The following is an 18877-nucleotide window of genomic DNA, read 5'->3' as shown; positions in this document are numbered from 1 at the left end:
ATGTTAAGGTGGCTTGTTTTATATTTATTTAACTATTGCGTTAAATAAAACGAAGCAGTATAATCAGTTTAACGAAATAGTTAAATTAATTTATGGGGGAGATGTTTGTATGGCTACTAACGTATGGGAAATTTTAGTTGGTATCATTTGTCTAGGAGTTATGCTATGGGAGTTTTATTCTGTTGTTAAAAGTTTTAGAGAAATTAGACAGCACGGTAATTCGGGTACAAGTGGATTTGCAGTGCTAAGCATTTGGAGCGGCGTAATATTTGGACTTATAATGTTTGCAATTACTTTTGATCTGCTTTTTCCAAGTTAGCGGGATTTTAAATTTTTCGAGGGAGGATGAAACTATGATTAAAATATTTACAATAATTTTTTTGGTGTTACTTGAAGGCTGGTTTGTATGGTCGATTCCGAACTCGGTTAAAAAATTAAAAGAGAATCACAAAAGGGTTCATAAGTATCAAGATCAAACTAGTATTGAAAAGCTGAGTGGCCCGTGGGGGGCAGGTAACTATTCGTTTTTAATACCAATTCAGTTTACATTTGTGGCAATCATTTTGGGGGGATATATTATTTATTTGGTAGTTAGTTTATTTAATTAAAATAGATTACAAGTGATAGGTAATAAAAATGAACCTCTTGAATTAAAAAATAATTCAGGAGGTTCATTTTATTGCTTTGCATCATTCTCAGGCATATAACCATTTTTAATAGCAACTTCTGCATAGTTGTTCTTGGTATTGTAATATTCAAATAATTTATAATGATCTGTATAGTGCAAAGTATTAAAAGGATCCTCAAGTATGATTCGATTTCGCTCACAGTAACTACTTAGTTGGTGTAGCATGTCAAGGTAGTTAACGGTGAGCCGGTATATTTTATCTGATGAAACAATACTTATAACATACTGGTAAGGGCTAACATGGGAAGGCACTCGTAATTTGAATAATCCAATTTGGATATATTTAATTTGCTGAGGCCACATGGTAACAACGGTTTCGAGATTCTTATTCAATATTTGTACGGAAAAATCGTCAAAATAGACAATTGAAACAGGGGGCGACCCAAAGCCTAATCTAGCTCTAAATTTGTCCAATCGTGTAAAGCGAGGTTTTTTTGGACCAAATGCGAGAGCACCGGTGGGGAAAAAGTTGTTAACACGAGTTTTAAATTTCAAACTTTGCCCCGTAAAAGATACTATTTTGGAAAGCTGTTCAGGGGTTAAACTGAGTTTATGCATGGTTGTTTCCCTCCAAGTTAATGTACCCATTATAGTACTAACTTAAAAAAAGAATCCATTTGTAAGTCAAGTGAGTTTGCGTGAGAAAAGCCTCTGAACAATGAATAAGATTTTTCATCGTTCGGAGGCTTTTTTGCTAATATTCTATAAGTATCTTAATTTTGACTTTGTTTCATTTGTTCAATTAACAGAGCAACATTTGCGGAATCTGATAGAAAAGTCGATAAATCATCTAAGAGAGTTGGATGAGTTGGGTTCCAGCCCAATTCCTTTTTGGTTAATACACTTGAAGTTGGATTATCAATCTGTAAGGCGTTTCCAAAGAATGGGCCTGCATATGGAACAGCATCTTCTGCCTTCAAACTGACGACTGGTACCTCTAACAGGCTTCCAATTTTAGTAGCAATTGCCTTTAAACTGATACCTTCTTCAGCCACGGCATTATAGGTACTGCCAGCTTGTCCTTTTTCCAGTGCATCTACAAACAACTTTGCCGCGTCCAACTTATGGACAGAAGGCCAAACATTGTTGCCTTCACCAATATAGGCTGCCTTTTTATTAAGGGCAGCAATTCCTGACAAAATTGTTCCAAAGCCTTGCCGCGTTTCATCATGAACAGTTGGGGACAGACGAACAGCCGTAGCACGAACGCCTTGGTTAGAATATGACAGAGATTTCTGTGTAGATACTGCTCTGCCCATTGGATCATTTGAAGGTGTATTTTCATCAGCTATATGCCCCAAGTTGGCTGCCATCAAAGTTCCAGAAGTATTTACGAAGGGCTTGTTGCTTCCAATTAATGCTTCGTTCATTGCGGTAATGGCAGCGACATCTAGTTTGACGGCACCTTCAAAGTCGTTAAAATTATTAGTAAATGCTAGGTGAATTACGCCATCGCTTTCTTTAGCACCTGCGGCTAAGACATCTAAGTCCTCAAGTGAGCCACGTAATACATTAGCTCCCATGTTACGTAACTTTTCTTCGGAACGGTCCGAACGTGCTAGTCCAATTACCTGATGTCCTCGGTTTAAAAGTTCAGCAACAACTGCTGTTCCGATAAATCCTGTTGCTCCAGTTACAAAAATTTTCATGATTTAATATCCTTCTTTCTAAAATGATAATGTTATCGTTTTAGGATATTATAAACACTAACATTATAAATTTCAAGCTTGACATAAAATTTGTTGTTGTTATATTCAAGATATGAGAAAAAAAGATAATCAAAAATTTCAGAATATTCTAGAAGAGGCTGCTAGGCTAGTTATTGAAGGCGGGATTGCCAACGCTTCAACAAATAAGATTGCAAAAGGACTAAATATTTCACAATCAAGTATATATATATATTTTAAAAACAGAGAAGAAATTATGTTGACGCTCTATCTAAGAGAACTAAAACGAATGTATGCTGAGATTGAGTTTGATGGCTCGAATATGCCGGTGGAAGAAGCATTGCGGAAAAGTATTAGACTACTTTTTGCGTATGCCAGCAAAAATTTAGATAGAATGCAGTTAATAATTCGTCTGAAAGACGCAATGAAAAGCGACTCTCCGATCGTAAATGCAGTTAAATCAATTGTGGATGCGAGCCAAGTTCAACAGATGATGTATAGAGGCATCAAAAATCGAGATTTGAGACAGTTGGATATTTCATTTCATCGTAATAATATTTTTTCGACGGTGATGCTTCATGCACAAAATATTCAAAATGGTGTTTATACGGAAAAAGAAGTGCCACTGAAGCAGGTTGAAGATATGATTGTTGCGGCAGAAATTGAATAATTGTTTATATAAAGATAGCAGAGGAATATTGAAATATGTCACTCTGTTATTTTTTTATGCAACGGTATGAATATATTTTGGTTGTGCTTGGATTATTTTGCGCAGTTTTGGAAACCGTTAAAGTAAGTAAAGGCTGTATGGTATCATAACTTCGATTGGAAGTATTATTTTTTAAATAATAATTTTAGAGCAGTAATCTTTATTTTGTAAGCGGTTTCTTCTATCCTGTATATGTACAGAGAAATATATTTAGGGAGGTAAATAATGAAGAAGATTATTAACGACCCGGCCAATGTTGTGGATGAAATGGTTCAAGGGTTAGTGCGTAGCTATCCAGATTATTTAACTAGGATTGATGGGACAGAGGCTGTCTACCGAACGGATATTGCCAAAATAAAGGGCAAAGTAGGAATTGTGAGTGGTGGAGGTAGCGGACATGAACCTACACACGCCGGATTTGTTGGACAAGGTATGTTAAGTGCAGCGGTGTGTGGAGAAGTATTCACATCTCCTACGCCCGATCAAATTTTTGAAGCAATTAAAAAAGTGGATTCAGGAGCTGGAGTTTTTCTAGTTATTAAGAATTATTCTGGCGATGTTATGAATTTTGAAATGGCCAAGGATATGGCTGATATGGAAAACATTAAGGTTAAATCAATTGTTGTTGATGATGATATAGCGGTTGAAAATAGTACTTATACGCAAGGTCGTCGTGGAGTTGCAGGAACGTTATTTATGCATAAGGTTTTAGGGTCAGCTGCTGATCAAGGTGCAAGTTTAGATGAAATTGAGGCTTTAGCACAAAAAGTTCTGCCTAATATTAAGACTATTGCAGTCGCTCTCAGTGGAGCAACGGTTCCTGAAGTTGGAAAACCAGGTTTTACCTTAGCAGATGACGAGATTGAATATGGCGTTGGAATTCATGGTGAGCCTGGATATCGACGTGAAAAGTTGCAGAAATCCAAAGACTTAGTTGAGGAATTAGTTGGTAAATTAAACGAAGAATTTAAGTTTGCTGATGGAGATCATTATGCTGTTCTCGTAAACGGAATGGGGGCAACACCATTAATGGAAGAATATATTTTTATGAATGATGTATTGAATAAGTTAGCAAGTTTAAAAGTTAAAGTAGATTTTACAAAAGTTGGAAATCTAATGACTTCGCTTGATATGGCAGGAGTTTCTCTAACGTTATTTAAACTAGATTCAGATGAGTTACTCGATCGTTTAAATTATAAAGTTGACACAATTGCTTGGTAAAAGAGGAGAAATTATGACTTTAGATGTTGAAAAAACAATTAAGTGGATGGATGATTTCAATGCAGAAATTCAGGCACAAAAAGGGTATTTAAGTGAGTTAGATACGCCAATTGGTGATGGTGATCATGGTAATAATATGGCTCGTGGCATGGAAGCCGTCCATGAAGCTCTTGATGGTAAAGAATTTAATTCTGTATCTGATGTATTAAAAACGATTGCAATGAGTTTAATCAGCAAAGTTGGTGGAGCAGCAGGACCATTATATGGAACTGCATTTCTGGAGATGAGTAAAACCAATTCTGGAGATATTAAGGATTTAATTCCGGCTGGATTGGCCGGCATCGAGCGCCGCGGTAATGCGACTGAAGGCGAAAAAACAATGGTTGATGTTTGGAAGCCGGCTGCTGAGGCCGTTTCTGCTGGGAAACTAACGAGTAAGCTGATTGACGAGAGCGTTGAAAAAACAAGGGATATGCAGGCAACTAAAGGTCGTGCTTCATATGTCGGAGAGCGTTCAATTGGACATATTGACCCGGGTTCGATGTCATCAGGTTATCTATTGAAGACACTATTAAAGGTAGGAGAATAGATGATGAAATATGGAATCGTAATTGTTTCACATGTATCTGATATTGCCATAGGAGTTCAACGATTAATTGACCAAGTTGCGAAAGATGTTTCGGTAACAACAGCTGGTGGACTTGAGAACGATGGTGTTGGTACAAGCATAGAGCGAATTCAAACAGCTTTTGAACAAAATACTGGAGACGAGTTACTGGCATTTTATGATCTAGGTAGCGCCAAGATGAACTTAGAAATGGCAATTGAGATGAGCGATAAGAAAGTACATCTGTATGATACAGCACTTGTTGAAAGTGCCTATACGGCAGCAGCATTGCTTCAGGTAAATACTAGTTTGGAGGATGTTGAAAAGCAAATTAACGAGTTAAAAATTAAGTAACCTATTTTAGGATGGAGGTAATAACATGCACGGTTTTATTGGAGAATTTTTTGGCACGATGGTTTTAATTATTATGGGTGCTGGTACGGGTGCCAGTGTAAACTTAAAAAAAGCATATGCTCGTAACTCAGGATGGACGTTTGTAAGTATAGCCTGGGGTCTTGCAGTTACAATGGGGGTTTACGTTGCGGCCTCACTAGGCTCAGATGGACACCTTAATCCAGCCGTAACGATTGGCTTCGCAGTATTTGGATTCTTCCCTTGGGCAAACGTACTTCCATATCTAATCGGACAATTCTTAGGGGCATTTGTTGGTGCCGCAATTGTTATTTTGCAATTTTATCCGCATTTCAAGGAATCAAAGAATGCTGATGACGGAAACTCAATTGGAATTTTCTCTACTGTTCCCGCGATTAATTCACCAGTGTTTAACTTCATTTCAGAAATAATTGCAACGTTTACTTTTATTTTTGTACTGTTAAATCTAGGAGACTTTTCTAGTGGGTTAAAGCCATTTATTGTAGGTATGTTAATTACGATAATTGGTGCTAGTTTAGGTAGTACGACCGGATTCGCACTGAATCCAGCACGTGATTGGGGTCCCCGCTTAGCGTACACAATACTACCAGTACCAAATAAAGGAGATGCACAATGGGGTTACGCATGGGTTCCAATGTGTGGACCAATTGTCGGCGGTGTTTTGGCATCCGGATTACAGGTATTGTTGAAATAAGTTTAAAGAAGAGAGTGGGACATAAATCAGAAGTGATGAGCATTGTTAGCTCGGAAACAGCGGATTTTTTATTACACAAAACTAAGATAACTCGTACGTTGTTCCATTACTATAGGCGAAGAACGCCGCAAGGAACTAATAAGGGCAGGAGACGAATGATGTTCCATTCATTGTTCGTCTTTTTTATTTGAGCAGGATCATTTTGCTATAGTCCTTTTGTTTTAAAATATTTTTGGTGAAACTGTTGGAACAGATTAAATATTTATTGACGATTTAAAGGGAGATAGAATTATCCGTATTATGCCTGTAAAAACAAAACTATTGAATATAATTATCGTCTAATTTTACAAAAACGTGAATCTGTCACTTTCTGCAAGTGCTAGCTTGCAGGTGACGACAGCTTTACCGCAATCTCTTAACATTCTCTGAACCGAAAAGGGCGTCAGCTAGTATCATTAGGTAACTGATGTAAAAAGGGTGGTGTCATGATGAAGCAACAAATTTCACAAATAGATTACAAAATAATTGAGTGGATAAGAGTAAATGTGAAGCGAAGAAAATGGATGACATGGATTGCTCGTACTATTAATATAGTTGGTAAAGGTGGCTTAATGTGGATTGTATTAGCGGTCGCTTTGATGTTCACGAAGTATTTTAAAGTAGGGCTATTCATAATCTTAGGTGATTTAGGTTATTTTGTTTTAATCGAATCATTGGTAAAACGGTTTTTATTTCGAAATCGTCCTTTTGTAGATAACAAGTTAATTGAATTAGAGGTTAAAAAGCCAGGCAATTCTTCGTTTCCATCAGGACACTGTGTGATTGCGATGTGTAGTACAATTTTACTGTTCCACATTAGTATTTGGATAGGCCTCATTGCACTTGTATTTACTGCCGTTATTGCATTGTCGAGGCTTTACCTTATGGTTCATTATCCAAGCGATGTATTGAGTGGTCTTTTAGTTGGAGCCATTTTCGGAGTGATTTTAAGTCTGTTTCTATAAAATGTTTTAAGAATAAAAAAATGTGACATAACTAAAATATAAATTTATTTTCCAAACTAAATAGCAAAAATGCGAGAAATAAGTCAAATGATTCCACTTAAATACAAGAGACGAATGATGAAGACTATCATCATTCGTCTCTTGTCCTTGACAGTTCCTATGTGGTATTTTTCGCCTGTAAATATGGACAGCGCACGAGTATTAAGCTTTGTGAACCAAAAAATCTGTTGGTTACGAGCTAGTAATGCGCTAAAAGGGGCAACGCATCAGTTCGATGGTTGTCCCTTCTCTATTTTTTGATTATGAAAATTACGTCCTTTAATATAACAGGTTGCATACCATAAGAATCCCATAATTAAGGCAGATCCGGCAATGGGAATATCGATGGCATCAACATAAATTAAGGACCATACTATAAAAAAAGTGAATCCAATTGGTATGAAGAATCCCAAACTAAACCTGTGAAAATAACCTGTTATAAATTGAATCACAGAAGACACAATTGCAATTGACCATAAAATAAATGAAAGTAGCATATCGTTACCTCGATTTCTTCGGTAATACAATGAGCTTATACATCCAAATGGTAAACCAGTAGTACAACATGTATATGATTACAAAAATAATGATTGGATATTGGATATTAGCATAGGGATGATCCATTAAAGATTTAAACATTTGAAGACCAAATAACACGTCGATAATCCCTAGTATTCCCGGTGCAGCGAATAGAACTAATATTTCGCGATTAATGCTTTGCTTGAGGAGCTTTTTTTGCGTTCCAATCTTATTGAGCAGATTATATCGAATTTTATCCTGATTAGTTCCCGACAGAATTTTGAAAACCAAGCAACTTGCTAACATGGCTAGAAAGGCTATTCCAAGGAAGAAACCAATGAATTCTAGTCCACCAAAGATGCCACTAATTACGATATAAGCTTGATAAGTACCGATCAGCATATCAGGATAAGCACTTGAAAAGTGCTTGTTTTGACTGTTATTTAGTTTATCTAATTGAGCCCTGTTCACACTAATATCGTTTACGGTTATGACGGAGACGCTTTGATTTGTTCCTACTAGTTGGTTAAATTGAGCTGCTGGAACAATCTTAGGTATTAACTTCTTTTTAGAACCAGATAGTGAGGCAAAATCAAGATTCTGAGCAGCAGTTTTCTCTAAAGTTTTTAGAGGAATAGGTACTTTTTTTTGTTTATAGAACATGCCAGACTGGTCAGTTGTTTTATATTCATAAAAAGGATGCTTACTGAATTCTGACTGATTATAAAAAATGTTATTTCCAACAATTTTTTGTGAATATGTTGATACATCAGATCCTTTAAGTTGAGCGATTTGTTTTTTCTGAGTTGCGTTAGCGTCATTGACTGCAAGCGTATAAGAACCACCTGCAGTAGCAAATGAGTTGATTTGTTGGCGGAAGCCAGCACCAACTGTTATTGCGCCTAAAGCCAAGGCAAAAAGTAACGACGTGATTGTTAATATACGCGTGTAGTCATGAACACGAAACATAATCTGAGATAACGTAAATCCGTTAAGCTTTTTAGTTGCCCAATTGGTCCTTTTAAGCCAGCCAATAATTAGAACTAAACTTGATCTGAAAATCAGGTAGCTTCCCAAAACGATGGTAACTAGGGCGATCGGAATTGCCATCAACTGTAGTACCTTAATGTAATATAATGCTGCATAACCACTTCCGACCAGAACGATACCAGCAGCTCCTTGAAAGGCAAGCCGAACGGGATGAATCACAAAGCGATCAACTGAATCATTTTGGCGAAGCAATGATAGTACCGGTGTACGAATTAAACGCTGTAAATTCAACAAGGATGCACCAATAAATAATATAAGGTAGAGAGCAAATGTTGAAACAATAGCATTTAAATAGAATGGACTAAGATGCTTAATGTTTAATCCAAGTTGTGAGAAGAGAAGACCAGAAAGTCCCTCAGTAGCAGCAATACCTAATAATATACCGATTACTGTGGCGATCAAGCCAACGGTGAGCGTTTCAACGACCATTAGTAGGCCAACACGGCCCCGCTTAGCTCCTAACATCATAAAGAGTCCGTAATCATGTTGTCGCATACTTAGCAGAAATGAATTAGCATACATGACATAAACTAACGTGATAATAACGAGTAATATTTCTCCAAAAATAAATACCGGCGCTGCAAATTTAAAATGGGCATTTGCTTTAATGAATTCTTTATTAGTTGCCAAGTTAGCAAACATATAGAATATTCCCGACGAAATAACTAACCCAGTTAGTAATACGATATAATCACGAAAACGATTTTTAATATTGGCGAGTGTTAATCTTAATAGCATCTTGACACCCCCTATTGTTCGAAAGTACCAAGTTGTTCCAGAATAGTCTGGTAAAACTCGGTACGTGATGCGCCGTTTCGTTTCACTTCTTGTCCGATGATACCATCTTTGATAAACAAGATACGATCAGAGAAGCTGGCAGAAAATGGATCATGCGTTACAAGTAGAACAGATACGTTCTGATCATGATTAATCTCAGTGAGCAATTCTAATAATTCGCGTGCACTGTTCGAATCTAAGGCACCGGTTGGTTCATCGCCCAATAATAACGCAGGGTTATGAACGATGGCACGAGCTGCCGCAACACGTTGCTTTTGTCCACCAGATAGTTCAGTTGGATATTTTTCTAGTAGGCTCGAGATTGATAATGTTGATGAAACCTGCTGAACGGCAGCCTTGATCTTGCGTTTATTTACGCCTTGTAGTGACAAAGGCAGTGCAATATTTTCGTATGCCGTTAATGTTTCTAAAAGATTAAAGTCTTGAAAAATAAAACCGATCTCATTGGCACGAAAATCAGCGATCTTGTTGCCACGTAACTTGGTAACGTCCTGGTTGTTTATCTCTACCGTTCCGCTAGTTGGACGATCAAGAGTTGCAATCATGTTCAGTAAGGTAGTCTTACCTGAACCTGATGCTCCCATGATTCCCACAAACTCGCCGGGTTGGACGTCGAAGTTGATACCTTTTAGTGCTTCGTACTGTTTTTCATCTTTGCCCCCATAAATCTTATGCAAATCTGAAACCTTAATAATTGGTTGTTTTGCCATAATAGCCTCCAAATTTAAATTGCTGAAAGTTACTTAACTACTTGTGTAACTAACTATACAAATAACTAATTAAATTGTCAAATGGTTTGTGAAATAAAAATATATACGAATGATAAGCTTTGAAGTAAAATATGCGTATCTAGAAGAATGAGGAGACTGCTAATGTTAGTACATTTAAGCATAATTCAGTGGATTGGAACAATTTTAACGATTTTATATGGAGTTTTTTTGATTGTTAGTGTACGCCGAATTGATAATCAAATTGACAACTGGTTAATGGTGTTAAATCTTGTGGCGGGTGCATTGATGATATTGACAATTTTACGACCAATGTTAGGAATATTAGGATTGCTTTTGGAGATTCCGGTGGCACTTTTGAATGGGAGTTTAATATTCAACAATATTAATTGGTCGAATTTTACCGTACGCTGTGTGGTTTCCGCAATTTTGATCGTAGTTTTAGTGGTATAACGAAGCCAATTGGAGGGGTTAACTGATGAATATTACTACAGGCATAAAAAAAATAGGCGATTCCCAGGGTGTAGAGCTTTCAAAAGAAGCCTTGGAATCAATAGGAGTTACTGATTTTGAACACCAAACAGTTGATATTTGCGTGAAAAATAATCGAATTATAGTCAGTAAGCATGGCAAAGAGGATTCGCGTTTAATGAAAAACTTTGGACATCTTACTGATGAACCAAGTATTGGCGAAGTTGATTTGAGTCACGATGAAGATGGTAACTAATATTTGTTTTTGAGGGAGACTAAACAGTGAAAAAGTTAACTAACGGAAATAAATTATACGAACAAGGTGATTTAGTGTGGATTAATTTTAGTCCGACTGAAGGACACGAACAGCGCGGTAGAAGACCCGCACTGGTATTTAGCATTGCCGATACACAAAAAATTGACGGAGTGATGCTAGTGCTACCGATTACTTCAACTAAAAACTACCGAAGCCTATCAATTAAAATAAACACCCCGGATGTGTACGGAAAAGTACTCGTGGATCAGGTTAAAACCATTGATCCTTCATCAGAAGAGAGAGATGTTGAATACATAGGTACGTGTCCTAATGATGTCTTTGATGCTGTTGATGATTTGTTTGATCAACTAATTCATAAATAATTAATTTTGACAGACGTGTTTTATTACAGGTATAAGTTTAAGTATGCATAGAAAGTAAAAGACAGCATTGAAACTGTAGCAAGGACCTATTCAATTACTCATTTTCGTTTTCACTACATACCATCTTAGACTTCTTCATATTTAATTAGGTTTTTACGAAGGAAGTTGCTTACACGACAACTCAATTTGCAGAATTAATAACTGATGAATTAGTATCCATAGCAGGTGGCAAAAGTAAGAAACGTGGTGGAATTCACATTACAATTTTTAACCATTGCAAGTTTTATTTCGTTTTTTAATTAGCAATTTATATTTTTAACACATGAGTACCAGAACAGTACTATGTCAAAACATAGTGCTGTTTATTTATAATAAAGGGGGTCTTTACATTGTTCGATAATTGGAGTATATCAAAAAAATATTTTTGGGGATTATTTTTTTCCCGATAACTGACCTGATTATTAATAATTTTTTTATTTTATACTAAAATATGTAACCGATTCACATCTACTGGTAAATCCTATAGTTATTGATTCAATATCCGTTTTTAGATTTTGAGTACAACTATTAATATTAGTTTTCATCTTGTGGGATTATCTTCAAAGATGCTTCAAACAACTTATAAAAAAACAATCTTGGTTAAAAGTTGTGATTTGTGTTGCTATTTCAATTACCTACAATATCATCATTTTCATGTTACACTTACCGCAAACAGGCGCTCAATATGGGACACAAGTCGCACTTCAAAGAGCAATGGCCCCCCTTTTTTATTAATGTTTTCAATTATGCTTACTGTTGTCTTAATTTCACCGATTATAGAAGAACTTATTTTTCAATATTTTTTTCAACGTGTTTTCCTCCCAACTTTAAATATTTCACGCAACATCATTGTACAGAAGTATGTGTCAATAATTTCACCAACGTTATTATTTATACTCTCACATATAATTACAGGAAATATAAGTTTTCAATCCATTTTCATTGGTTTAATTACTTATCTTCCTCTATTGTTCTTGTCCATACTGTATGAAAGAACCGATCAAAATATTGTTTATCCAATTGCTGTTCACATTCTTATAAACTTTATGGGTATGATATCAATATCATAATGATTTAACTTTATCCGAAGTCAATATGATTTAAAATACTTTTCCTACTTGCTTGATCAAGTCCTAAGTATTCCAGCGTCATTGCCTCACTTGAATGATTTAACAGCATCATAACTAATCCAATATTGTAGTTAGACTGTACATAAACTCCATAGGCTCCCGTTTTTCGCATGGTGTGGGTACCCAGGTAATTTATACCCAGTAGATCGCCTACTTTGTTCATAATTTTATAAAATTGCTTTTCGGTAATATGCTGATCCATATGGGTAGTTGACGGATAAAGCCATTTTGAATGAATCGCCTCATTTTTTAACTATGTTTTATACTTCAGTAAATCTGATTCAACTGGTTTTAAATATAGAGTGTTAGCCTTTCCCGTCTTCTTATCGTGAATAAACGCATTCTTACGAACGTTCATGTTGTTGTCGAATACATCAGTTAGTTTTAGGCTCATGAAGTCGCGCACTCTTAATAATGTCGTTTTGCCAACTTGAAAAACTGTGTAATTTTGTGAGCCAGCTTTAAAATTATTTAATAACGTATCTTGGACTTCTTTTAGTACGTTTGAGTCTTTAATTGGTAATACAACTTGTCTCTCCACTAGGTCTGTTTATTTATATAAATTAGAAATGGCCCCTACGAATAAATTTGAAAAGAAATTTAGTATTGTACTCTTCCACTAAGATGTTATAATTTCTCAATAAGGATGTAAGAGGATGTGAAAAAATGAGATTTATTGGCAGTAAGGCTCACTTACTAAAAGAAATTGATAACTTACTAACCCCACATCTAAGTGGAAACGAGGTTAGCTTTGTAGATTTATTTGCTGGGTCCAATATCGTAGCAGAATACTTTAAGAACAAATTTGCGGTAACAACTAACGACCTAATGAAGTTTTCTCAGGCTTTATCCCTAGGGGGCATAGCACTGAACACAACACCATCATTCAATAAACTAAAAAAAATAGGTATTAATGATCCGCTTAAATACTTACAATTAGTTGATATATCAGATTACAATGGCGGATTTGTTACTAGAGAATACTCTCCTGCAGGATCAGAGAAACGTATGTACTTTCAAATAAAAAATGCGAAAAGAATCGACTTTATACGAAACACCATTGATAGATGGAAACGAGATAACATTATAGGCCAAGATGAATTTGATTATCTGCTTGGAGTATTATTACGTGCAATCCCCTACGTTTCAAACATTACTGGAACCTATGGTGCATTCTTAAAACATTGGGATAAAAGAACCTATAATCCCTTGGAATTAACTGCTACAAAAATTATTGATAATAATAGCGTAAACACGTCATATTCAATGGACTCCATGCAACTAGTAAAAAAAATAAGTGGCGACATATTATATATTGACACTCCATATAATAATCGCCAATATGCGCCAAACTATCACGTACTTGAAACCATTGCCCGAAATGATAACCCTGAACTACATGGTATTACAGGACAGAGAGACTATGTGGAACTGAAATCAGATTTTGCAGTCAAGAGGAAGGCTCTTCCGGCTATGAAACAATTGCTACAAAATCTCCAGTTTTCTCACGTGATTGTTAGCTACTCAACTGACGGAATAATACCAGAAAAAGAACTTACCAATATGATAGAACAGGTCGCAGTAAAAGGATCCGTTGAAGTTCACAGAATCCAGTATAGAAAATATAAGTCCAAGGTTGTTAGCCCCGACGACTCATTGTTTGAACTACTATATTATTTTCAACCAAAAAACCATTTGAACAAAGCGTCTAGAGAAAAAAATGTTAAGAATGTTACGAAAGCAAGTCCATCAAGTCTTGGATATATAAAAAGCCCTTTAAACTACATTGGGGGCAAGTACAAACTATTGCCACAAATTGAGCCATTATTTCCAAAGCAAGTTGACACCTTTGTTGATTTATTTAGTGGCGCTGGTAATGTTGGTATTAACTCCGAAGCCAAAACTATATATTTCAATGATATTAATAACCGAATTAATGACATGTTTCGATATTTTCAGAATAAGAACTCGGAGACATTATTAAACCTTATTCAAAAACGTATAGATGAGTATAAATTATCAAAGACAAATGAAAAAGGATTTCTTAAATTCAGAAAGCAGTACAATAGTAATCCGAATCCACTTGATTTATATGTTTTAGTTGCATATTCATTTAATTATCAATTCCGCTTTAATAATAAGCTACAATATAATAATCCCTTTGGCAGAAATCGAAGTCACTTTTCAGATCGAATGGCAGAAAATCTTAGGAATTTTGTAAACAAGCTAAATCATGCGGACGCTCACTTTACTGATGAATATTTTTCAGACTTTGATTTTTCCAAGTTAACCAAAAAATCCTTTGTTTATGCTGATCCCCCTTATTTGATAACAACAGGATCATACAACGACGGGAATAGAGGTTTTGTGAATTGGACTGAAAAACAAGAGAAAGAGCTGTATGATGTTCTAGATGGATTAAATAGCAGTGGCATTAGATTTGCACTCAGTAACGTAATAGAACATAAAGGACGTACAAACACGCTATTAAAAAAATGGAGTACACAATATAACATACACGATCTACAATATGGTTATCAAAACTCCTCTCATAATACCGTTTCACTTGGCAGCAGAGAAGTTCTAATTACCAACTATTAGTCACTTAACAGCTATACGTATAGTTGTTTTTTTGATATTATGAAACAAAATAATATTAACTATATCGAGGAGGAACTCAATTGACTATAAGTATTAACTATTATCCTAGCAAAACAAAGCGCTTTTCTACTGGCTTAGGTCAGGATGTGGGTAGTCTAAGGTCTATGATAAATATACTCTGTGTTTTTATCGTGAACTCTAAAATACAAACAGAAATAAAAGAATCTTTTGAATGGCGTTTTATAGATGACGATGTGCTTAAGGAAAAACTATTTAATAAGCTAACAACTAATCCAGTCACTTTAACGGTGGACGACCTTTCAGCTGAACAAAAAAAAGAGCCTGGAAAACCTGCATCATGGCGAATTAAGAGTATTCTACCTGCTATCCTTAAAGGTCAGAAACCTGCTAGAAATCAAGATAATACGTTGGCTACAGATAATAAAGGAGAAAGCTTTAAAAGCTCTATGAGACAATGGCCAATTCGAAACTTTATTGGAGAAGCTGTTGGTCTGGGGTTACTGGACTGGGATAGAAAAACAGGCAATGTAACAATCACGACAATCGGTAAAAAACTTGCCAATGCGCCACATAATGATGATGAAGAGCTTACATTAAAAGAGACTGAAATATTCCAGCAAACATTTATCTCTTATCCATATGCTGTTGGATTCTTAAAAGCGCTCCAAGGGACAAAAGGTCTGAATAAGTTTCAGCTAGGAGAAAGGTTTGGCTTCGCAGGAGAGGCCGGGTTTACTAGCTTTGGTGAAGAATTATACATCAACGGCATGATTGAGGCTTATGAAAACAATGATCAAAAATTAATTTCTCAGATTCGAAGCAACTGGGAATCAACCAGTGATAAATATATTCGAGGACTTGCTAACGTGTTAAAAAAACTAAATCTAGTAAACATTGATGCACAAGTAATACCGTACACAAATAAGCAAACTAATGAAAAAGAAGAGTTTGCTATTCCAATTTATAAAATTACCGGTATCGGTCGCCAGCAACTTGGAATAGCACTTGGAAAGTCTAGTCATTCTCGCTCAACTAAAAACGTGACATGGGACATGCTTGCAACTAAAGGGAACATCACATATATTCGAACAGTTAGGGCACTTATATTAAAAGCTTTAAGCGAGTCGAATAAGCTCACATCAATAGAACTAGCCGATAAGGTTAATAATAATCGTGTGAATAAAAACCAGGTTCTTGATGGGATCACTGTATCACCAGAAGAAATTGAAGATCATATTGCAGGCCTAAATGGTATTGGGCTCCAGATTGATTCAGATTCAAGTAAAGTTAAAAAGTATACATTAGTTGATAGGTTGGCAGATTTTGAAATACCGATTAACGCTAAAGACCTCCCACAAAAAGATCAAGTACAGCAACAACAAGATGAATTAAGACCTATGCTAAAAAACGTTGATCATCGATATTTACAATTGGTAGAGCTTGCGCTTGATTCTGATCAGAACTCTGAGTATTCACAATTTGAGCAGTTAACTATGGAGCTAGTCCTTAAGCACCTTGACTTTGATGGCAAACCTCTGGGAGGTTCCAATAAGCCTGATGGAATTGCATGGGATAACGATGGTAACTTTATTATCTTTGATACTAAGGCATACAATAAAGGCTATTCACTTGCTGGGAATACGGATAAGGTAAAAAGATATATAGACGATGTCCGTGATCGTGATACTAGTAGAACATCTACCTGGTGGCAACTTGTTCCAAAAAGCATCGATGTTCATAACTTACTAAGATTTGTGTACGTTTCTGGAAATTTCACTGGAAATTATATGAAATTATTGGATAGCCTTAGATCTTGGTCCAATGCTCAAGGCGGATTAGCTTCTGTAGAAAAATTGTTATTAACATCTGAATTATATTTACGTAATATGTATAGTCATCAAGAACTCATAGATTCATGGACAGATAACAATGTTAAACATGATGAATACTTCTTAAAAATTGAAAAACAACTGACTATAAAATAAAAAGCAGAGGGTTGGAAACTGAAGTTATAATTGATACAGATATATAAGCACTTTTGAAAAAAGTAAAGTTTATTCGGAGGTGTTTTTTATATGAGCAATAATCATTATTCGTATGAAACAAAATTAGAAGCCATTAGGCTTCTAATTTCTGGTATAAGTGGACGAAAAATATGTGAGATGCTGGGTCTTAAAAGTGATGGACTCATTTATAAATGGCGGAATTGGCTGTAAAATGGTGAGTACTATCGTCTTAGACAATCTCCAGAAAAACAATATAAATACAATAAAGGTGATCTAGAATTACCGACTGAAGTTCGTAATGACATTGAAATTAAACAGATGCGAGAAGAATTAAAAATTGTAAAAAATATTTAATCAAGGAAAGGTTATGTTAAACAGATCGACGATCCATTTAATTAAAACATTAAGTGACCATATTTCTATTACTGGGATTTGTGAAATTTTAGACATTTCTAGAGCAACGTATTATCGTCATTTAAATAAAAAAATGAATATACACTTACAGAAGTTGAAAGTCGAATACATCAACTTTGCACTCAAAGCCACTTTCTTTATGGGTATCGGAAAATTCACGTACTGCTCATTAGAAGGGTTGTAATTCAGTGTAGTGTCAGTAAAATTCAAAAAATCATGTCGCGACATGGTTGGGTTTGTCGTTTTAAACAAAAACGTTTTAATAAACCGGGTAATCTATATAAAACATTCAAAAATACAATTGATCGTGATTGGATTTCATACCATCCTCTACAAGAGTTGACAATTGATATCACTTATCTATCAACAATAATGGATACCTTCAATTCAGAGATCATTGCTTACCAAATTTCTGAACATCCTGATACAAAATTAGCCTTGGACACATTAGAACAACTTACCTGAAGGTACTATTTTGCATAGCGGTCAAGGTTCAACCTATAAATCACGGGAATTTTTTGAATTATCACGCAAAAAAGGCGTTACCCGAAGTATGTCTCATAAGGGGACACCCGCAGATAACGCACCAATGAATCGTTTCACTCCTGCCTAAAGGTCGAAACGTTCTACAATCACTAGGAACCAATCGGTTCCAATAACATTGTAATTGAAATGGTGAAAAACTACATTAGTTTTTGGAATAGTAAACGTATATTCACAAAATTAGATAACCAATCTTCTGTAGATTACAGAAAATCAATTGTCTAAATTAGAGAAAGCTGCTTTTATTTATTTGTTGCAAAAAATAGTTGCAGTTCCGTAAGCAGTTATTTCGATGCTGTCTTTTATGATGATGGATTGTTTTAATATTCTCTGATCTTTGGTGGTTGATAATTTTCCATAAATTCCCTGATTTTATCCATTGAATCACTAAATAATAATTTGTCGTGAGCCTGTTGTGTCAAGAATCCCTGGCTGGTCATCTGTTGATACATTGTTTTTAGCGGATCATAGTAATGATTAATATTATAAAGGACGCATGGTTTCTTGTTATCACCAATGATCGACCAAGAGTAGACTTCAGATATTTCTTCTAAAGTTCCAGGTCCTCCGGGTAGTGCAAGAAAACCATCAGCAAGTTCCATCATCCTGCCCTTGCGAACCGTCATGTTTTCCACAACCTCTAAATTTGTAACGGATTTCAAAGTTGCGCCCCTGGCGTCTAGTTCTTTAGGAATAATCCCATCTACGTGTCCACCGTTATCCAAAACGGCTCTGGCAATGGCACCCATTAAACCAAATTGACCGCCACCATACACTAAACCATAATTATTTGCTACCAACCATTCGCCTAGCTCCTTGGCAGCCCTTTCGTAAACGGGATTTGCTCCAGAAGCAGCTCCGCAGTAAACTGCAATTTTTTTCATATTTTTTGCTCC

At 35.7% G+C, this 18877-nt stretch carries 23 protein-coding genes and 1 pseudogene; 17 read left to right on the top strand and 7 right to left on the bottom strand.

Annotation, left to right across the window (positions count from 1 at the left end; translation table 11 throughout):
• Positions 1-109: 109 nt before the first annotated feature.
• Both PECL_RS08330 and PECL_RS08325 read left to right on the top strand, forming a co-directional pair.
• Positions 110-319: a hypothetical protein gene (locus PECL_RS08330; protein WP_014216150.1), complete on the top strand. Its 210-nt coding sequence runs from the start codon at positions 110-112 to the stop codon at positions 317-319.
• A 34-nt stretch (positions 320-353) separates the two neighbouring features.
• A complete protein-coding gene (locus PECL_RS08325; protein ID WP_014216149.1) occupies positions 354-608 on the top strand; it encodes a hypothetical protein in 255 nt (84 codons plus the stop codon).
• A 68-nt stretch (positions 609-676) separates the two neighbouring features.
• On the opposite strand, the gene PECL_RS08320 is transcribed toward PECL_RS08325, so the two are convergent.
• Positions 677-1246 carry a hypothetical protein gene (locus PECL_RS08320; protein WP_041534665.1) on the bottom strand — a complete coding sequence of 190 codons (570 nt, stop codon included), beginning with the start codon at positions 1244-1246 and terminating at the stop codon, positions 677-679.
• Positions 1247-1401: 155 nt separating this feature from the next.
• Positions 1402-2337: an SDR family oxidoreductase gene (locus PECL_RS08315; protein ID WP_014216147.1), complete on the bottom strand. Its 936-nt coding sequence runs from the start codon at positions 2335-2337 to the stop codon at positions 1402-1404.
• A gap of 112 nt (positions 2338-2449) precedes the next feature.
• Here PECL_RS08315 and PECL_RS09785 point away from each other — a divergent pair, with 112 nt between their 5' ends.
• The 6 genes from PECL_RS09785 (at position 2450) to PECL_RS08285 (ending at position 6983) form a co-directional block, all read left to right on the top strand.
• Entirely contained in the window at positions 2450-3025 is a 576-nt protein-coding gene (locus tag PECL_RS09785) for a TetR/AcrR family transcriptional regulator (RefSeq protein WP_014216146.1), read from the top strand.
• 264 nt (positions 3026-3289) lie between these two features.
• Complete coding sequence (dhaK, locus tag PECL_RS08305; RefSeq protein WP_014216145.1) at positions 3290-4285, top strand: dihydroxyacetone kinase subunit DhaK; 996 nt, start codon at positions 3290-3292, stop codon at positions 4283-4285.
• A 13-nt stretch (positions 4286-4298) separates the two neighbouring features.
• Complete coding sequence (dhaL, locus tag PECL_RS08300) at positions 4299-4874, top strand: dihydroxyacetone kinase subunit DhaL (RefSeq protein ID WP_014216144.1); 576 nt, start codon at positions 4299-4301, stop codon at positions 4872-4874.
• Between the two features lie 3 nt (positions 4875-4877).
• On the top strand, positions 4878-5246 hold the full coding sequence (dhaM, locus tag PECL_RS08295; protein ID WP_014216143.1) for a dihydroxyacetone kinase phosphoryl donor subunit DhaM: 369 nt from the start codon (positions 4878-4880) through the stop codon (positions 5244-5246).
• A 25-nt stretch (positions 5247-5271) separates the two neighbouring features.
• Entirely contained in the window at positions 5272-5979 is a 708-nt protein-coding gene (locus tag PECL_RS08290) for an MIP/aquaporin family protein (protein ID WP_014216142.1), read from the top strand.
• Positions 5980-6467: 488 nt separating this feature from the next.
• Positions 6468-6983, top strand: coding sequence for a phosphatase PAP2 family protein (locus tag PECL_RS08285; RefSeq protein WP_050899602.1), 516 nt, complete (start codon positions 6468-6470; stop codon positions 6981-6983).
• Positions 6984-7249: 266 nt separating this feature from the next.
• On the opposite strand, the gene PECL_RS08280 is transcribed toward PECL_RS08285, so the two are convergent.
• Genes PECL_RS08280 through PECL_RS08270 form a run of 3 tightly spaced genes read right to left on the bottom strand, consistent with a single transcriptional unit; the run spans position 7250 to position 10099 of the window.
• Positions 7250-7519 carry a hypothetical protein gene (locus tag PECL_RS08280; protein WP_014216140.1) on the bottom strand — a complete coding sequence of 90 codons (270 nt, stop codon included), beginning with the start codon at positions 7517-7519 and terminating at the stop codon, positions 7250-7252.
• Between the two features lie 4 nt (positions 7520-7523).
• Positions 7524-9329, bottom strand: a complete 1806-nt coding sequence (locus PECL_RS08275) for an FtsX-like permease family protein (protein ID WP_014216139.1) — start codon at positions 9327-9329, stop codon at positions 7524-7526.
• Between the two features lie 11 nt (positions 9330-9340).
• Entirely contained in the window at positions 9341-10099 is a 759-nt protein-coding gene (locus tag PECL_RS08270) for an ABC transporter ATP-binding protein (RefSeq protein ID WP_014216138.1), read from the bottom strand.
• Positions 10100-10261: 162 nt separating this feature from the next.
• Between PECL_RS08270 and PECL_RS08265 the strand changes: the two genes are divergently transcribed.
• From PECL_RS08265 to PECL_RS10415, 4 genes are all read left to right on the top strand, one after another.
• The gene (locus PECL_RS08265) at positions 10262-10570 is read left to right on the top strand and encodes a hypothetical protein (RefSeq protein ID WP_014216137.1); all 309 of its coding nucleotides are present in this window, start codon (positions 10262-10264) and stop codon (positions 10568-10570) included.
• Between the two features lie 25 nt (positions 10571-10595).
• Complete coding sequence (locus PECL_RS08260) at positions 10596-10844, top strand: AbrB/MazE/SpoVT family DNA-binding domain-containing protein (RefSeq protein ID WP_014216136.1); 249 nt, start codon at positions 10596-10598, stop codon at positions 10842-10844.
• Between the two features lie 26 nt (positions 10845-10870).
• Positions 10871-11227 (top strand): type II toxin-antitoxin system PemK/MazF family toxin, encoded by a 357-nt coding sequence (locus PECL_RS08255; RefSeq protein WP_014216135.1) that lies wholly within the window; start codon positions 10871-10873, stop codon positions 11225-11227.
• 605 nt (positions 11228-11832) lie between these two features.
• Entirely contained in the window at positions 11833-12336 is a 504-nt protein-coding gene (locus PECL_RS10415) for a CPBP family intramembrane glutamic endopeptidase (RefSeq protein ID WP_081478621.1), read from the top strand.
• 10 nt (positions 12337-12346) lie between these two features.
• Here the strand turns inward: PECL_RS10415 and PECL_RS08250 are convergent.
• Positions 12347-12937, bottom strand: a pseudogene (locus PECL_RS08250) (tyrosine-type recombinase/integrase).
• 125 nt (positions 12938-13062) lie between these two features.
• Here PECL_RS08250 and PECL_RS08245 point away from each other — a divergent pair.
• The 5 genes from PECL_RS08245 (at position 13063) to PECL_RS10400 (ending at position 18206) form a co-directional block, all read left to right on the top strand.
• The gene (locus tag PECL_RS08245; RefSeq protein WP_014216133.1) at positions 13063-14997 is read left to right on the top strand and encodes a Dam family site-specific DNA-(adenine-N6)-methyltransferase; all 1935 of its coding nucleotides are present in this window, start codon (positions 13063-13065) and stop codon (positions 14995-14997) included.
• Positions 14998-15077: 80 nt separating this feature from the next.
• Positions 15078-17003, top strand: coding sequence for a restriction endonuclease FokI C-terminal domain-containing protein (locus PECL_RS08240; RefSeq protein ID WP_014216132.1), 1926 nt, complete (start codon positions 15078-15080; stop codon positions 17001-17003).
• 388 nt (positions 17004-17391) lie between these two features.
• Positions 17392-17622 (top strand): helix-turn-helix domain-containing protein, encoded by a 231-nt coding sequence (locus PECL_RS10410; protein ID WP_411431284.1) that lies wholly within the window; start codon positions 17392-17394, stop codon positions 17620-17622.
• Positions 17544-17903 carry an IS3 family transposase gene (locus PECL_RS10405; RefSeq protein ID WP_081478620.1) on the top strand — a complete coding sequence of 120 codons (360 nt, stop codon included), beginning with the start codon at positions 17544-17546 and terminating at the stop codon, positions 17901-17903. The genes PECL_RS10410 and PECL_RS10405 overlap by 79 nt, the downstream gene beginning before the upstream one ends.
• Positions 17904-18110: 207 nt before the next feature.
• Positions 18111-18206, top strand: a complete 96-nt coding sequence (locus tag PECL_RS10400) for an IS3 family transposase (RefSeq protein WP_148265555.1) — start codon at positions 18111-18113, stop codon at positions 18204-18206.
• Between the two features lie 95 nt (positions 18207-18301).
• Here PECL_RS10400 and PECL_RS08230 read toward each other — a convergent pair whose 3' ends face one another.
• Positions 18302-18865, bottom strand: a complete 564-nt coding sequence (locus tag PECL_RS08230; protein WP_014216131.1) for an LOG family protein — start codon at positions 18863-18865, stop codon at positions 18302-18304.
• Positions 18866-18877: the final 12 nt, after the last annotated feature.

Source organism: Pediococcus claussenii ATCC BAA-344, from assembly GCF_000237995.1.
GTDB classification, from domain to species: domain Bacteria; phylum Bacillota; class Bacilli; order Lactobacillales; family Lactobacillaceae; genus Pediococcus; species Pediococcus claussenii.
Note: the sequence above shows the minus strand (reverse complement) of the source record. Positions and strands in the feature narration are given on the sequence as shown.

What these genes read in the sequence shown, in the direction of transcription:
- PECL_RS08330 (WP_014216150.1), top strand. Translation starts at nt 110, where the DNA reads ATGGCTACTAACGTATGGGAAATTTTAGTTGGTATCATTTGTCTAGGA.
- PECL_RS08325 (WP_014216149.1), top strand. Translation starts at nt 354, where the DNA reads ATGATTAAAATATTTACAATAATTTTTTTGGTGTTACTTGAAGGCTGG.
- PECL_RS08320 (WP_041534665.1), bottom strand. Translation starts at nt 1,246, where the DNA reads ATGCATAAACTCAGTTTAACCCCTGAACAGCTTTCCAAAATAGTATCT.
- PECL_RS08315 (WP_014216147.1), bottom strand. Translation starts at nt 2,337, where the DNA reads ATGAAAATTTTTGTAACTGGAGCAACAGGATTTATCGGAACAGCAGTT.
- PECL_RS09785 (WP_014216146.1), top strand. Translation starts at nt 2,450, where the DNA reads ATGAGAAAAAAAGATAATCAAAAATTTCAGAATATTCTAGAAGAGGCT.
- dhaK (WP_014216145.1), top strand. Translation starts at nt 3,290, where the DNA reads ATGAAGAAGATTATTAACGACCCGGCCAATGTTGTGGATGAAATGGTT.
- dhaL (WP_014216144.1), top strand. Translation starts at nt 4,299, where the DNA reads ATGACTTTAGATGTTGAAAAAACAATTAAGTGGATGGATGATTTCAAT.
- dhaM (WP_014216143.1), top strand. Translation starts at nt 4,878, where the DNA reads ATGAAATATGGAATCGTAATTGTTTCACATGTATCTGATATTGCCATA.
- PECL_RS08290 (WP_014216142.1), top strand. Translation starts at nt 5,272, where the DNA reads ATGCACGGTTTTATTGGAGAATTTTTTGGCACGATGGTTTTAATTATT.
- PECL_RS08285 (WP_050899602.1), top strand. Translation starts at nt 6,468, where the DNA reads ATGAAGCAACAAATTTCACAAATAGATTACAAAATAATTGAGTGGATA.
- PECL_RS08280 (WP_014216140.1), bottom strand. Translation starts at nt 7,519, where the DNA reads ATGCTACTTTCATTTATTTTATGGTCAATTGCAATTGTGTCTTCTGTG.
- PECL_RS08275 (WP_014216139.1), bottom strand. Translation starts at nt 9,329, where the DNA reads ATGCTATTAAGATTAACACTCGCCAATATTAAAAATCGTTTTCGTGAT.
- PECL_RS08270 (WP_014216138.1), bottom strand. Translation starts at nt 10,099, where the DNA reads ATGGCAAAACAACCAATTATTAAGGTTTCAGATTTGCATAAGATTTAT.
- PECL_RS08265 (WP_014216137.1), top strand. Translation starts at nt 10,262, where the DNA reads ATGTTAGTACATTTAAGCATAATTCAGTGGATTGGAACAATTTTAACG.
- PECL_RS08260 (WP_014216136.1), top strand. Translation starts at nt 10,596, where the DNA reads ATGAATATTACTACAGGCATAAAAAAAATAGGCGATTCCCAGGGTGTA.
- PECL_RS10415 (WP_081478621.1), top strand. Translation starts at nt 11,833, where the DNA reads ATGCTTCAAACAACTTATAAAAAAACAATCTTGGTTAAAAGTTGTGAT.
- PECL_RS08245 (WP_014216133.1), top strand. Translation starts at nt 13,063, where the DNA reads ATGAGATTTATTGGCAGTAAGGCTCACTTACTAAAAGAAATTGATAAC.
- PECL_RS10410 (WP_411431284.1), top strand. Translation starts at nt 17,392, where the DNA reads ATGTTAAACAGATCGACGATCCATTTAATTAAAACATTAAGTGACCAT.
- PECL_RS10400 (WP_148265555.1), top strand. Translation starts at nt 18,111, where the DNA reads ATGGTGAAAAACTACATTAGTTTTTGGAATAGTAAACGTATATTCACA.
- PECL_RS08230 (WP_014216131.1), bottom strand. Translation starts at nt 18,865, where the DNA reads ATGAAAAAAATTGCAGTTTACTGCGGAGCTGCTTCTGGAGCAAATCCC.